This window comes from Bacillus sp. ISL-75 (assembly GCF_018613095.1).
Genome location: NZ_JAGGQX010000090.1, coordinates 13,622 through 28,932, shown reverse-complemented (window position 1 = coordinate 28,932; position 15,311 = coordinate 13,622). Strand labels below are relative to the sequence as shown.

Here is a 15,311-nt window from a genome sequence, read left to right as displayed (position 1 = left end):
ACTAATTGAACCACCTTGCGGTGTTCCAGTTTCACTGACATAAATATCTTTACCTTCCATTACACCTGCTTTTAACCATCTTTTAATCAGACTAATAATTCTAGGATCACCAATCCTATGTTGCACGAATTTAATTATCCAATCATGGTCTAAGGTTCCAAAGAAGTTCTTCAGGTCGGCTTCCAGCACCCAGCTAACTTTCTTCCCTGAAATAATCTCATTAAGGGTAGCTAAGGCATTATGTGCTCCCCTATTTGGCCTACCACCGTATGAACAATTTACTTCTTTGTAAAGCTCTATCTGCCACCGAAGGTACTCCGATCGGTCGTTTTTCGACTTTTCCAGGTTTAGGTATCCAGACCCTTCTTACTGCTGGAGGTTTATAGCTATGTCTGTGGATTGAATTCATCATATCTCCAACCCAATTTTCAAACTCAATTATAGCCATATCCCTTGAGGTACCATCAATGCCAGGTGAAGTGTTCTTTGGCATATGGTTTAAACTAGTCCAAATCAACTCTTTTGTAATGTGATGTGCTAATGATGTAAATTGTAGTTTTTCATCTTGTTGAGCTTTTACTGCTATTCTCTCTAATCCTGTTGTCATGATTGGTTTCTCCTTACTTTGAATTAAGGACCGAAATCTTCCATTGAATGAAGCTCATGTTTCCTTAGATTGATTCAATTTCCGCTAACCGCTTCCCCATGTAATAGGCTCTCCCTATCTCAGAGTACTATCAGTTAGTAAGACTTCCAATAAACCATCGAATTCTCCTTGCTTTGTGGGCTTGTTGAATTCTTATCTATATGTTATAGAAGTTTATTGGATCTCCCTTGTTCCCAAAGGAATCCATTGATGACATACCGTAGGTACGAATCCCGGGAGTAACGATAATACCTGGATAGGTTACAGTTAACTGGACAGAAATATTAAGGTCAAGTAGACTACAGTTACTATTACTGAGGAGAATCTATTATGACCAAAAGAGAGCGAAGAAAGTTCACAGAAGAATTCAAGAATCAGATGGTTCAGCTTTATTTGAACGGCAAGCCTAGACAAGAAATTATTCGTGAATATGACTTGACCCCTTCATTACTGGATAAGTGGGTGGGTCAAAGTCAGACGAGTGGATCATTCAAAGAAAAAGACAATCAAACACCGGAAGAAACTGAACTGATTAAACTCCGTAAGAAAAACAAGCAGTTACTGATGGAGAACGACATTTTAAAGCAAGCAGCGCTGATACTAGGACGAAAGTAAATGTGATTCGAAATAACCAACACAAATACTCGATATCAGCAATGTGCAAAGTCCTTCAACTTCACAGAAGCACTTATTATTACGAAGCGAAAGAAAGAGCAAATGAGGATGATATTACCTCCGACGTTTTCGAAATTTTTCAAGCGAGCCGTCAAAATTATGGAACTCGCAAAATCAAAGTAGAATTAAAAAAACGTGGACTCATCGTTTCTAGAAGAAGAATTGGGCGAATTATGAAAGAGCAGGGTCTTGTCTCTTCTTATACCGTAGCTCAATTTAAGCCTCACACGAAATCATGTAATGAATCAGAACAGAAGAACGAACTAAACCGCGAGTTTAATCAGGAAGAAGAAATGACAGCGATAGTAAGCGATTTGACATACGTAAGAGTCAATCAAAAATGGCACTATGTATGTGTATTTGTCGACCTCTTTAATCGGGAAATCGTAGGCTGCAGCGCAGGTCCAAATAAAGATGCATTACTCGTCTATCGAGCATTCGCCTCCATGAAAGGGGACCTCCGTAAAATACAGCTTTTTCATACGGATCGTGGAAATGAGTTCAAAAATAAACTGATTGACGATGCTTTAGAGACGTTTGAAATTCAACGATCATTAAGCAAGAAGGGCTGCCCGAATGACAATGCCGTAGCTGAAGCAACGTACAAAATCATTAAAACAGAGTTTGTTAAAGGACGACATTTTGATAGTTTAGAAGAATTAACAAGGGAATTACATGACTATGTCCACTGGTTTAATCACATACGAATTCACGGAACACTTGGTTATGTAAGTCATGTTGATTATAAACTTGAACACCTTAATAAAGTTGTCTAGTTTAGTGTTGACAATCCAGATATTATAGGGGCACCATTTAAATACGAAAACTGGTTGTAGTTATTCACCAACCAGTTTCTTTACTAATACATCTTATTAATTTCAGTTAACTATCATCATTTTCTTGTACGACATCTTTTGTTCACTGTAAATAATCAGTTTTTCAGATTGCCGAAATAGGAATAGCCTCCCCTTTTGGTATAGGTGGTTTAACGTTAGCAGGAATACCTGGTTTGTAACTTACTCCTTTTTTACTTGCTATGAATTCGGTTTTTGCTCTTTCAAGAATACCATCTTGATTCAGTAGCAATTCGTAAGCAGATAATGCCATTACTTTTGCTGCATGATGCATTCCCTTCATGCCGATTGATGAACCAAATGAGGCTGTAGCCTGCCAGGTGTGTAATTGAACTCCAAGTGGTGCGCAAGTGGTCATTATTTGTCCCATCGGAACAATCCAAGATACATCTCCAACATCGGACGATCCACCCATGGTTAAACCGAAATGTTTCATATCGTGATAGAAGCTTGTATCGAGTATTTTGTTTGCATTCCCACTCATGGGATGATTTTTAGCTCCTGCCAACACAGAAGGATCAACCGTTTGAAGAATTTCTTCAGCAAACTTCTCTTCCTCTTTGGTAAAAGTGAATGGTCCTGCTTCTTCCGCTTGCATATACATAAGCACATTCAAAGTTTCGTTTGGCAGTGTTTCGTAGCATCCAGATTTGATTTCCCAGCTTACAGAGGTTTCTGTCATCATAGCTGCCCCCTGAGCAACTTTTATTAACCTTTCCTTTAATTCCTCCACCTGTTTGCGGTCAGCTCCACGCAAAAAATAATAAACACTAGCCTTATCTGGTACGACATTGGGTGCCATCCCCCCATTTGTAATCTGATAGTGGATTCGGGTACCATCTAGAACATGCTCCCGTAAATAGTTAGCACCGACATTCATTAACTCTACTGCGTCTAGTGCACTGCGGCCAAGATGTGGAGCAGCACCAGCGTGGGAAGTTCTCCCAGAGAAATAAAATTCGATTGCAGTTAATGCCTGCATACGGAAATTTGCTGTTATATTGGCCGTTCCAGGGTGCCATGTAAGGGCGCAATCCAAATCGTCAAATACGCCAGCCCTTGCCATAAACGTTTTTCCAGAGAGCAGTTCTTCTGCAGGGCACCCATAGTATCGAATGGTTCCAGGTAGCATTTCTGCGTCCATTCTTTCCTTAAGAGCAATCACAGCATTTACCCCGGCTGTTCCAAGCAAGTTGTGTCCACAGCCATGTCCTGGTCCATTTGAAACCACTGGGTTAATATTTGGAGTGACTTTTTGAGATAATCCTGGTAGGGCATCAAATTCTCCAAGAATACCTATGACTGGTTTTCCTTTTCCGTATTGTGCAACAAATGCGGTTGGCACATCACCTATCCCAGAAGTAACCTCAAACCCTGCTTCTTCTAAAGTCTTGATTTGCAAGCTAGATGCAAAAGTTTCATTATAGCCTAATTCAGGATGTTCCCAAATTTGTTTGGCCAAATCTATAAATTTAGCTTCATTCTCATCCATCCATTTAGTAATGTTAGATTTTCCCATTTCTCCTCACCCTTTTCTTTAATTATTAATTCATCCTGCGATCACTCAGTTTACTGTTTCTGCGGTAGAATAATCTGTTGCTGTTTGTTTATTTTTAGCTGATGGTAAGAAACAAGTAAGAACTGCAGCGACTAGGCAGCATATAGTTAAGAACAAGAACGCACTTTTGTAAGACCCTCCTGACGAAGCGATAAGGGCACCCATGATCATCGGAGAAAAAATACCTGCAGCTTGCCCTCCCAAATTTATTATGCCAAATGCGGTACCCACTACCTTCTGTTCCATAACCCGGTGTGGCAGTGTAAAGATAAAGCTCATAATAAATGACATAAAAGTAAAAGCAATGCACTGATACATAATTACCTGGAAAACACTGGATGAAGATGACATTAGATAAAGAGAAGCTCCCATAATAATAATTCCAGTTATTACTCCATATTTTGCATTCGAACCAACCTTATTAATGATTCTTCCACTAATAATCATCCCTATTGTCATGAACAAGGAGGGGATCGCACTGATTAACCCAACTGATTTAAGATCGATTCCAAGCCCCTGCATCAAGTATGAAGGCATCCAGGAAATAAGACCCCAGCTTGTAATATTGATAAAAAAGAAGATTAATAGAACCCTCCATAAATAGGAATTGCGGAGTAGCTGTGCATACTCTTTTCTACTAGGCTTATTTGCTATGTCAGAATTAGAGTAATTCCCAGCTTGCCTAGTGGATATGAGGAACCAGATCACAAAGATAATACCTAATAGGCCGATTAACAAAAACACGTTCCGCCAACCAAATGCGACTAGTAGTGGAGCACACATAATCGGTGCAAGAGCAGCACCAAATGCATTTGAAGACATCATCGTTGATTGAGCTTTCGTCCTTTTATCTGCGGGAAAATAATCAGATATTGCTTTAGTACTTGCTGCAGGATATCCCCCTTCACCGATTCCAAAAAGAAATCGAATAAGAATTAACGAAGTAAGGGACCACGCAAGTCCAGACAATGCAGTAAATACCGACCAGGCCAAAACAGCTATCACGATGACTTTTCGTGATCCAAAACGGTCTGCAAGCCAGCCACCTGGAATCTGCATTAAAGCATACCCCATGAAGAAGGCACTTAGTACAATCCCTAATTTGGACGCATCAAGTGATAAATCTTCTCCGATTTGTACAATTGCAAGACTTATAACCGTTCTGTCAATGTACGATATAATCCAGCCAAAATAGAGAATTAATAAAATCAATTTGCTCTTTGAATTGTTAGCGCTTTCCCCCAACATAAAAACCTCCTTTTTTATTGAATGTTTATAAATAAAATATAAATAAACAAGCACTTATTGTCATTGTCCAAATATACATTATATTCAGAATTCAGTTGTGAATTTCCACAATATATAAGATAATGAATGAAGAATTGTACAATCATTAATTAAAGGAGTAAGTTAAGGGGGATTAACATGGAACAGAAAGGAATGAAAATGGGGAGATTTGATGGTACCTTGACATACCATGTTTGGGTGTTGGCTTGCACAGAAGAGTGGGGCCACTTATGTAAGGACCCACTCACCGATATGGAGGAGACCCTTTTTTCAAATGAAGATTTATGGCCGAATTCATCCTGTATAGAAAGTAATAACTATGCCACATGCTACAATCCCGAGACTGGTAGCCAATTGTTTGAGTTTGCAACAGAAGTTCCTGAATCAACTTTGGTTCGCGCTTGCATACATTCTGGTAGGACGTTATCTGAATTCGAGTGTGATTATTTTGTGTTGCAAGTCCATAATTTGCTGCTTCAACAAACATTTGAGCGATATTGGCAAGAGAATGATGCATGGCTAGATGGCTTGCATTCGCTAACTTCCATGCTTGAGTTGGATGAGCTGTTACACAATATCATGCACAACGTATTGATTGCTATTCCATCGGTGGACCGTGGATTTCTAATGCTTTATGACGTTGAGACACAAAAGCTTACCCCTAAAGCAAGTGTTGGATTGGGATCGTCTATCTATGATTTCAAGACCGACTTAGGGGAAGGTATTGGAGGAAAGGTTTACCAGGATGGTGTCGGCCGTATCTTCAATCCTGAACAAGGATTGGAAGCTATATCTAATATTCAGGCAAACAATATGAAAAGTTTAATGGCTGCACTGGGAAATACAAATATAAATTCCAATATATTTGCTATGGCTGTTCCAGTAAGGATGAACGAGGAAAAGATTGGTGTGATGATTGTTCATCAGATTACTAAAAAACGAAAGTTGACTAACGCTGATTTACGCCGGTTGCAGGGTTTTGCTGATCAGGCAGCAATTGCCATTACGAATGCAAGACTTTTCTCAGATCTAAGGGAAACAAATGAATATTTAGTTAAACGAAACCATATTCATGAAGTTTTTACTAAACTCTCTTTAAAGGATTCTGACTTGATAATGGTTGCAAAAACAGTTGAACGGATGATCAACCTCCCTGTTTCTCTTTTCGATATAACAAAAAATGAATGGTATCCACATTACACTCCGCTTTCAAAGAAGCTAATGGATACAGATTTATTAAATGGATGGGAAAACTCTGTAGATTCATTGACAGTTACTACTAATGAAACTCCTGTTCATTTGTATCCCATTGTAAATGAGGGGGTTCCAATCGGTTACTTTGTGGTGGAACTCAAGCGGCTGCTCTGTCCTCTTGATACTGTAGTGCTAGAGCAGGGGAGTGCTGTGGTTGCGCTAAAAATGGTTAATACCTATTCCATGACAGATATGTACTATAAACAATGCTATGAATTCTTTAATGAACTTCTCCAATACAAAGAGCCAAATCTACTAGCTTCTAAATCAAGTGATTTTGGTCTTTCTCCAGACAAACTATTCTTTGTCACCGTAATGCAATTGAGTGGGCGGGCACAAGTCGTCAAGAAACAAGAAACATACCAGAGAAAGCTAATTGCCGCTCTACATAATGAATTGGTCTCTTTACAGTATCTTCTATTTGGTTTTCAGGATAAAGTGACAATCATTATGAATGCCACTTCTGAGTCCCAACAGGAAGTTGTGATCCGAAAATTAAAAAAGGTGGTAAATTCATGGACAAATAAGGATGCTCCAGTCCTTATGGGGGGGATAGGGACGCCTTACCCGGGTCTCGAAAATGTTGCAAGAAGTTTTGAAGAAGCGAATAAATCATTAGCCTATATCTTAAATCGTGGAACTCCTGACATTATCAGTTATGAAAGTATTGGCATTAACCGATTGTTTATCAATCAGCAGGCTGAGGATATTAAACCATTTATTCAAGATGTGTTCGAGCCACTCCAATCTCCTAAGGCCCAGTCAAGTGATCTGGAGTTGACACTGAGAACTTACATTGATGCTAATCGATCTATACCCGAAACAGCAGCACGTCTGCATATTCATCAAAATACACTCTACCATCGAATAAGAAAAATCGAGGAAATACTCGCAGTCAATCTAAACGATTCTAGTGATTGGCTTAAATTGCTCCTAGCTTGTCATCTTAGTGATTTGTACTGAAATTCTCATCCTAGTACAATAGCAAATGAAGGTTTAGGATGAGATTGGGGTAGAGGTCTGCTTTTTTTACAGAAATAGCCATTGAAGCCATTGCCTTACGCTCTCAGGGTTGGCCTCGTGTCATCAATTGATAAACAATAGACAGTTTATTGTTTGGTTATCAGGACTAAGATATACATCTGAAGAGTGTTTACCATCATTAACTGATTATTCTACCTGTTAAGTCTTATTACATTAAATGTCCCGTTGAAGAATACAGAACTTCTACTTATATCTTCAATCTTAAATTTTATTTATGACTCTAAGTTATGAAACCCTTTCAATACCTTGATAATTCATTACTATAAAAAAATGTGTCAATTCTTAAGAGAAAAGGTTATTGCATATCAAACTTCAAAAGAATTTTCATTCAAGGAGAAGTTAATAGAAGATGGTTTACGAGTGGAAGTAACACCATCATGGTTACTTAGTGATAAACGTAAAGAAATTGAGGCTAATCGGCCGTTTACAGTCATTCGTAAGCAAGAGCCTATCCTTTTCCCTGTCGAGCCTTCTGAAAGCGTTACAGAACCTTCCGAAAGCAATGTAAACAATCAATCTGATAAAGTGGATTTTGAAACAGAGAGAAAGAAAACAGGTGAATCAATAAACATTGAAATCGGTGGTAAAATATTAGAGTATAAATTGGAGCCATTAAAAAACAACCCAATCAAACCAAATGAGATTGAAAATAAATTTGATGAAGAAGAACAAACAAAATTGAGAATTATTCAAACCTTTAACGCTGATCCATACCGAGAGCCAGTTAAAGTTGAAGGTAAAGAAGAAAGACTAAAACAACTTTACGAACAAATTGAATATTTAAAAGCACAAGGATACAGATAATATAGTTTTAATTTGCCAAGCTAAATGATTTATTACTAGAAAAAAGAAGAATTTGTTTAATTACTAGTGGTCTTTTAGTTATAGTATTCTAAATTTCTTAAGAAATTTTATCCCAATATTAATAGTTTTGCAGAACAGTAGGGTCCTGATCATCACATATTGTCTTCTGGAATTAACTACCGCCTTCATCAATGTCCAGTATTGATATCGTTTTCATCCGTTTTACCCCAATGGCTTGTCAGTTGGTCAAGTCTTTCCATACAAACTTTAATTCGATTAACCTCAGTATGGAGTAAAGAAATATGGTGGTGTAGACTAGCTTCTCTTTCCACAATGGCCCGCTTCATTTCCTCCGGTGCTGGTCCGCCAGGCAGCGACCGAGTTTTAACAAAGTGTTCTGGGTCCATTGCTGTGCGAATGATCTCCTCCGGTAAATTCAACGGAATTCCGACAACTGCTTTTGCCGCTTCATCCACGAGTACAGATGTGACATGAGTAGCATTCAGTCCTCTGGCCAAGGCAATTTTCACCACCTGGCTGGCAATGGAATGAGAGGTTCGAAACGGGATGTTTGCTTCCCTAAACAGGGTGTCGGCTAATTCCGTTATCGTCGCAAAACTTTCTTGGGCCCTTCTTTTTAACAGTGCTTCATTTACTTCAAGTGTTCCAACCACCACGTTTGTTAACCGAAAAACTTGATCAATAAGGTGCAGGCCCTTCCATAAATACGGCTGAAGGTCATCCTCGGTATCGTTTATATCTCCGTATGGTGTGTTATGTAACATTTGAAGTACGGTTTGGGCATTCCCAATTCCGCTAGAGCTTAATGCACGAATATGCTCTAGTGAAACAGGATTTCTTTTTTGCGGCATAATGGAACTCGTTTGAACATAGGGGTCTGCCACACGAATCGCTGAAAATTCTTGGCTGGACCATAAGAGAAGGTCTTGTGAAAACCGGCCGAGATTGATAAAGGTTAATTGTATCGCTGTTGCAATTTCCCCTAAATAATCGGCACCGCCAATCGCATCATAGGCACTCTTGATGATTTTCGGAAATCCTAATAACTCTGCGACTGTATTTCGGTCAATCGGAAATCCGGTCGTAGTGAGGGCCGCCGCGCCGAGAGGACTAGCATTGCATGTATCATAGGCTGCTTTCAATCTTTTTAAGTCACGGTCAACGACATCGTACATACCCAGAAGATAATGGGAGAACGTCATCGGCTGGGCTTGCTGCGTATGGGTATGCCCAAGGGCAATGGTTTCCTTATAGGTGTCGATCACCCTCAAAAGTGTTTCTTGAAAGGAAAGCAGCGCCTCGATGGCGAGTAGAATCTTGTCCCGAAGAACCATCCTGTACATTGCAACACCCATATCGTTCCGGCTCCGAGCAAGGTGCAAACTCCCACCCATTTCGCCGGCAATTTTCATAATTTGACTTTCTACAAGGAAAAAGAGATCCTCATACTGTACATCATAGGTGGATTGGAGAATTCTCTCCTTATCAAGTGCGCAAATAGCTGCAAGGATTTGGGAACCCGCACTCTCCTGCAACAACCCTTGTTCCACAAGCATAATCAGGTGGGCTTTATGGATTGCTATCATCGGCTCTAGTAAAGATTGCTTGGCGTGCTCATAAGCAGGTGCCAATACTACCTCTGAATAGGTCGCTCCAGGAAACTTCCGACCTTCTTTTCCCAAAATGCTCTCCTTAATATTCATCACAATACCCCCAATATTCCCCTATCATGGTTAATTCGGTAAAAAAGGCTACAAGAATGAATAACCTTAAATGACTTGTAAACTTTTGAAAATAAAACAGGAGAAAAAAGTTCGCAATCTTTTGTTTATTTTATGTCTCCAGCCTATTTATGTTAAAAAAAAAGCATGAACATTGTATGTTCATGCCATCGGTTTGGCCGGAAGACAGTAAATAATACTTTATATAGACTAAAAATTCAACTTTTCTTTTTCCTACAAAGGTGCTAATATCTTTGCCAAATGAGCAAATTCCTTTGCACAATGATTGATAAGAGCTTTTGGAACAAACAGTTTTGAGGACTAGATTCGTCATTGATGATTTTATTCCTGTTTGTTTGAACAAGTTAATCCCTGTTAAATCAACTTCAAATGAATTTTTGTCACAAGTATCTGACCCTCGTTTTCTGCCTTCCATCAAGTTTGTTTGCCCATATAAATTTGCGGACAGAGAGAACGTTGATACCAAGATTAAAAGATTCTTTTCTGCCCCAACATTGAATTTTTTAATTTCCTTGCCAAAAAAAGACCGCAGGTGTGGAAATACCATACAGTCTAATGTAACGTAACCATATTTATTTTATATCCACTGAATAGATCCAAACTCACCATGCGGATGGTTTTGTAATTTAAATCTTCTATACTCATATTCTAATTTCGATAGTGGCAACTCATAAAGCTTTTGATCGTCTTTGTTATAGACGTTTAAAAAAATTAATTTATTGATAAGTTTTTGTCGCTTTTTTTCGTCATTATTTCTCAACAGAAACACTCCCTTAGTTTTATAAAAACTTTCCCTTGAATACAACCACTTTTAATTTCATTTATTAGATTAATTTTATTATAAACCTACAATTCCTATCAGTAAAGTATGAATTAAAATTAAATAAAGAAGACACTATCATCATGACAGTGCCTTCGCGATTTTCAATGACAAGCGGTATGGACCCAATCGGTTAAATATTTATAACTTATCGATTAATAATTTGTGCCAATCGGAAACAAATTGTTCGTCATATCCCCCGGTTTTTCATATTCCATTAGATGTTTCTCACATCCTATTAACTTTTATATGTTTCAACATATTACATTTGATGCCAAAAGGACGGCTCCTTTTTGGTTTTCATTCGTTTCACAAAATAACAATTGATAATTTCCCTTATCCTTCAGTGTAAATGTTACCCGGCTAGTTTTGATCAAATCTTGATTAATCTGTGCTAGCTTCGCCCTTCGATGGTGTTTCATTTCACCCGGCTATCGAGGTCTAAGTAATAGCCGTAGCCTACTTAATTGTGTTACCTAAATCATTGTCATCTGGACTGATTCTACTGATTTCCCGCTTGAACAATCCGAATCATAGAATCATTCGGACTGCTTTATCATTTATGACGTCAACTTCAACCCAATGATGGCTGACAAGATCGTACCGATACACAATAATCGTTTCCAATCCTTTGGTTCCCCATAAAAAAACATTCCTACTAAAGTGCCTCCGATCGTCCCAATCCCTGTCCAAACGGCATAAGAAAGGCCGCTGGGAAGGGTTTGCATGGCCAATGTAAGAAAGCTAAAGCTGAAGATAAATCCACCGAACAAGACAGCATATGCTTGGAAGTTCTTGTATTTTAGTACCCTGTTCATTCCGATTACCCCGAACACTTCAAATCCTCCAGCTAAAATAAGATAGACCCATGCCATTTATACTACCCCTTCCTTCTCCACTGATTCTGTAGTAACAAGTTTTAAACCCGCTATACCCACTATAAGCAATACAATAAAAAATACTTTTGACCAGCTAAAAGCCTCATTGAAAAAAATCATCTCTACCACAACGGTTCCCGCTGTACCAATTCCTGTAAAAACGGCATAAACCGTGGCCACTGATAATGTCTTTGTAGCCTTCAGCAAGACGATGAACGATAAGTAGATAAGCAGCGCAACACCTAACCAAGAAATCCAGTTGTTTGAATACTTTAACCCAGTTGCCCATAAAACTTCGATTAATCCAGCGATAATAACAAGTATCCAGTTACGATTCATTCACTTTTCCTCCATATCACTCCCGTTACCCCATTGATAATCCCCGCCAATACAGATACCAGGATGACTCTATTCTTTTATTTAATCGATCGGAACCTCCATATAACATTTCAACAAAGACTCCATCTAACACGCCCATGTAAGCAGCCGTAGCTCTCCTCCCCCCAACCTCTGAACTAATTTCCCCTTCCTGCATTGCTTTTTCGATGATCGGAAAAAGGATTTCCTCTATATGGTCTAGCGTCTCATAAACAAGTGTCATGACCTCTTCATATAGATGATTGGGTGGAAAAAAGGAGGTTCGCAGCCAGAACTTTGTGGCTTCGTCCCTCTCATACCGCTCTTTATACCTTAAAATAAATACATATAATAATTCTTCTAGTTTGCAAGCTTGATTGCTTTCAATATAATCAAGAATAAACCTGATTTGATCTGAGAACACACCACTGCATACCTGAAGAAAGAGGTCATCTTTTCCTTTAAAATGAGTATAGATTGATTGTTTCTTGATCCCTACATCCTCGGCAATAAGTGCCATGGATGTTCCCTCATATCCGTGTTTGGCAAAATAATTAAGTGCAACTTCTTTAATTTGATTTGAAGTCATATCCTCATCCTTCCGACCGTTCGTCAGTTAAATTTATCAGATCATACATTTTTTGTCAATGGAAAGTTGGTGCTGTCCAAACAAAATCCCGATAATTTTACCAGGATAACGCGGAACATCATTCGCACTTTCCACTAGTGAAATTCCCTGTCCTTTTCCCTCCTTCATGAAGAAAAAAGGGTCCCCAAAATGGTTGCTTTTTATGTTTTTCCACAAAAATAGAACAACTTATATTTACCTCGGGCCTCTTTTTTCATAGGATGGCTCATCCCCTATTTTTGACGGACACAAAAAAGAGGATGCCCTAAAAGTTATACTTTTAGGACACCCTCTCTATTTCTAATTATATTTGTTACCATTTATAATTTTAATGGCTGCCCCTCAAATGCTTTAACCTCTAATGGTGCAGCCAAGAAATCTTTTGCTTTAGCTACGAACTTGGTGAAGTGATCGCTTGAATTATGACTGGCAACAGCTTGCATATCCTGCCAAACTTCCACCATCATAAATACATGTTCATTTTCTACATCTTTTTGAAGGCGATAAGAAATATTTCCGTTCTCTTCTCTTGAAGCGGCAATAAGCGGCTGGATTTCCTCTAGAAACAGGTTCTCCTTCGCTGGGTTTATTTGGAATGTAGCATGAATGATAATCATTAAACCTATATCCTCTCTTTTTTATTTTTCATTATTTCCATTGTGCGACTTGGTCAATTGGGAGACGTACAGATGGGTGCCCGTTATCAGCTGCTTTACCAATAGAGATCAACATAACCGGAATATAACGGACCTTATCCAATCCAAAAGCCTCAGCAATTTGGTCTTTTTCATATCCTCCAATTGGATTTGTATCATATCCATAAGCGCGGGCAGCAAGCATTAACTGCATTGAAACAAGACCTCCATCTACCAAAACAACCTCTTTCATCTCTTCGCGTGAAATGGTTTCAAAGTAGCTAGAAAAGGATGCCTGAATTCGCTCTTTTACCTCTAAAGGCATAAATCCCTTATCTACAGCTGCGCCGTAGATTTCTTCGAATTTCTCAAAATTATTCAAATCACCAAAAACCGCAATAACAGCTGCTGATGTTTCAACCTGGGTCTGATTGAACCGAGCTAGAGGGGCAAGTTTTGCTTTTGCCTCAGGGCTTTCGATCACAAGAAAACGCCATGGCTGCATATTTACGGAAGAAGGAGCACATGTTGCGAAGGTAAGAATTTCTGCCATTTCTTCGCGGCTAATTTTTACGGATGGATCGTAATTTTTTATGGAACGGCGTTCTGTTACAATTTTAGTAAAATCATTCGTTACTTGTGCTGTTGTCATGGTGGTCATTCTTATATTCTCCTCTTTTCCCATTGAGCATTTATTCTAATGTTAGTAAAAAAACATTATCCATTTTAGACAAAACTGATATAAAGTGTCTAAAATGTTAACTACGTATAAACATACTCCACTTTCTGTTAGTTGTAAACTAGGAAGAATTGGAATATCAAAATCTTTATTCACTCTATTGGATTATGATATAATTTCGGGATAAAGGAAGTGGTACTTTGAGAAAAATCGCACCTGATGAAAGACAGATGATGAGAAAAATCCATGTAAAAAAATTGATCCACCTCGTTCGTACTCAAGGATTCCTTTCCCTTACCATTCAAGATATCGCCCACACGATGAATTTGAGCCGGGCTACCTTATATAACTATTTTTCTTCAAAGGAAGACATCATCATGGAGCTGACGAATCTCTGTATTGATTATATAAATGAAGCGGGTCAAACTATTACCAACGAAGAGTTATCGTATCCACTTCGTCTTCAAAAAGTGTTTGAACAGGCTGTTTTTTCAGCTGTATATGCTTCAGATATTTATTTGCAAGACCTAAAAAAAAGCTGCCTACATCTTTATGAAAAAAAGAGGCAATCAAGAGAAGAACAATTGTCCATTATTCATACTTTTTATCAAAATGGCATGAAAGCAGAGGTGTTTAACGAATTGAATGCCTCAATCCTCATTATTCAGGATGAAACGGTACTAGGGAAATTAGTGAATACCTCCTTCTTAATGGAAGAGGATTTGTCCTTGAAACAGGCGCTATTCGATTACTATGTGGCGAAGAAAACCCAGGTCCTTACGCCTGCATACCTGCAAAACACGGAAGATGAGGATGTCCATGCCATGGTGGAGTCCATCCTGAATAAACTAGCAGCCATCTAACTACTGTAAAAAAAGGGCTGTCCGATAAGTCCCTTTGACAATCTAATAGCCTAGCATGAAAAATTTCCACAGATCCTTAAAATGAAGGGTGCACCCTTTGATGGAGATCCCCTCCTCATCGCCAGCCATCTTGCATCATATTTATCAAAATAAAAAATAGCTTGGGAACTCCCATGCTACTTTGCATTCGCTACACTAATTAATAAGCCCTTGTAAACCAAGGGCTTATTAATTAACAGTTAATTGAATTGCTTTCCGCCTTCACCCAGGATTTCCTTAAAAGCTTTTAATCATTTTTAAAACCAAACCAAAAATTGTTCCAGATGTTTACTATCCTTGGTTTCATCTTTTCAACACCATAATAAGATAATTCAATAAAAATCCCGTCAAGTAAACAATAATATGACACGATAAAATCATCAATGTTTCCCTTACGGATTTCTCCGTTTTCCATGCCTTTATTGATAATTGTTCTTAAAAGGGCTGCTGCAATAATCTTATCTCTGGTCATATTTGTCCTCCGAAACTAACTCTAGTTGTCTAAATTATAAACTGGAAATAGTAGA

At 38.5% G+C, this 15,311-nt stretch carries 15 protein-coding genes and 1 pseudogene; 4 read left to right on the top strand and 12 right to left on the bottom strand.

The annotated features are described in order from the left end of the window. A pseudogene (locus J7E63_RS30425) lies at positions 1-213 on the bottom strand (reverse transcriptase domain-containing protein); the annotation flags it as partial. 46 nt (positions 214-259) lie between these two features. Next, positions 260-607, bottom strand: a complete 348-nt coding sequence (locus tag J7E63_RS30005) for a reverse transcriptase family protein (RefSeq protein ID WP_251033827.1) — start codon at positions 605-607, stop codon at positions 260-262. A 369-nt stretch (positions 608-976) separates the two neighbouring features. On the opposite strand from J7E63_RS30005, the gene J7E63_RS28445 reads away from it, so the two are divergent. Next, a protein-coding gene (locus J7E63_RS28445) for an IS3 family transposase (RefSeq protein ID WP_215018612.1) occupies positions 977-2,097 on the top strand; the annotation gives its coding sequence in 2 pieces (ribosomal slippage) (positions 977-1,226 and positions 1,226-2,097; 1,122 coding nt in all). A 163-nt stretch (positions 2,098-2,260) separates the two neighbouring features. On the opposite strand, the gene J7E63_RS28440 is transcribed toward J7E63_RS28445, so the two are convergent. Together J7E63_RS28440 and J7E63_RS28435 are read right to left on the bottom strand one after the other, a co-directional pair. Then, positions 2,261-3,694, bottom strand: coding sequence for an amidohydrolase (locus tag J7E63_RS28440; protein WP_215018609.1), 1,434 nt, complete (start codon positions 3,692-3,694; stop codon positions 2,261-2,263). A 45-nt stretch (positions 3,695-3,739) separates the two neighbouring features. Then, positions 3,740-4,981: an MFS transporter gene (locus J7E63_RS28435; protein WP_215018607.1), complete on the bottom strand. Its 1,242-nt coding sequence runs from the start codon at positions 4,979-4,981 to the stop codon at positions 3,740-3,742. Positions 4,982-5,158: 177 nt separating this feature from the next. Here J7E63_RS28435 and J7E63_RS28430 point away from each other — a divergent pair, with 177 nt between their 5' ends. Both J7E63_RS28430 and J7E63_RS28425 read left to right on the top strand, forming a co-directional pair. After that, positions 5,159-7,237: a helix-turn-helix domain-containing protein gene (locus J7E63_RS28430; RefSeq protein WP_215018605.1), complete on the top strand. Its 2,079-nt coding sequence runs from the start codon at positions 5,159-5,161 to the stop codon at positions 7,235-7,237. 441 nt (positions 7,238-7,678) lie between these two features. Beyond that, the gene (locus tag J7E63_RS28425; RefSeq protein ID WP_215018602.1) at positions 7,679-8,122 is read left to right on the top strand and encodes a hypothetical protein; all 444 of its coding nucleotides are present in this window, start codon (positions 7,679-7,681) and stop codon (positions 8,120-8,122) included. Positions 8,123-8,310: 188 nt separating this feature from the next. On the opposite strand, the gene argH is transcribed toward J7E63_RS28425, so the two are convergent. The 7 genes from argH to J7E63_RS28390 all read right to left on the bottom strand — a co-directional run bounded on the left by argH (position 8,311) and on the right by J7E63_RS28390 (position 13,855). After that, positions 8,311-9,846 carry an argininosuccinate lyase gene (gene argH, locus J7E63_RS28420; protein ID WP_215018601.1) on the bottom strand — a complete coding sequence of 512 codons (1,536 nt, stop codon included), beginning with the start codon at positions 9,844-9,846 and terminating at the stop codon, positions 8,311-8,313. A gap of 616 nt (positions 9,847-10,462) precedes the next feature. Further along, the gene (locus J7E63_RS28415) at positions 10,463-10,654 is read right to left on the bottom strand and encodes a Fur-regulated basic protein FbpA (protein WP_308162046.1); all 192 of its coding nucleotides are present in this window, start codon (positions 10,652-10,654) and stop codon (positions 10,463-10,465) included. Positions 10,655-11,265: 611 nt separating this feature from the next. Next, positions 11,266-11,580, bottom strand: a complete 315-nt coding sequence (locus J7E63_RS28410; protein WP_215018597.1) for a DMT family transporter — start codon at positions 11,578-11,580, stop codon at positions 11,266-11,268. After that, positions 11,581-11,922, bottom strand: coding sequence for a DMT family transporter (locus tag J7E63_RS28405; protein ID WP_215018595.1), 342 nt, complete (start codon positions 11,920-11,922; stop codon positions 11,581-11,583). It lies immediately after the preceding gene. A 25-nt stretch (positions 11,923-11,947) separates the two neighbouring features. Continuing rightward, positions 11,948-12,529: a TetR/AcrR family transcriptional regulator gene (locus J7E63_RS28400; protein ID WP_215018593.1), complete on the bottom strand. Its 582-nt coding sequence runs from the start codon at positions 12,527-12,529 to the stop codon at positions 11,948-11,950. Between the two features lie 359 nt (positions 12,530-12,888). After that, positions 12,889-13,185 carry a putative quinol monooxygenase gene (locus J7E63_RS28395; RefSeq protein ID WP_215018591.1) on the bottom strand — a complete coding sequence of 99 codons (297 nt, stop codon included), beginning with the start codon at positions 13,183-13,185 and terminating at the stop codon, positions 12,889-12,891. Positions 13,186-13,216: 31 nt separating this feature from the next. Beyond that, positions 13,217-13,855, bottom strand: a complete 639-nt coding sequence (locus tag J7E63_RS28390) for a nitroreductase family protein (RefSeq protein ID WP_215018616.1) — start codon at positions 13,853-13,855, stop codon at positions 13,217-13,219. 227 nt (positions 13,856-14,082) lie between these two features. On the opposite strand from J7E63_RS28390, the gene J7E63_RS28385 reads away from it, so the two are divergent. After that, a complete protein-coding gene (locus J7E63_RS28385; protein ID WP_215018589.1) occupies positions 14,083-14,745 on the top strand; it encodes a TetR/AcrR family transcriptional regulator in 663 nt (220 codons plus the stop codon). A gap of 286 nt (positions 14,746-15,031) precedes the next feature. On the opposite strand, the gene J7E63_RS28380 is transcribed toward J7E63_RS28385, so the two are convergent. Beyond that, the gene (locus J7E63_RS28380; RefSeq protein WP_215018587.1) at positions 15,032-15,256 is read right to left on the bottom strand and encodes a hypothetical protein; all 225 of its coding nucleotides are present in this window, start codon (positions 15,254-15,256) and stop codon (positions 15,032-15,034) included. Positions 15,257-15,311: the final 55 nt, after the last annotated feature.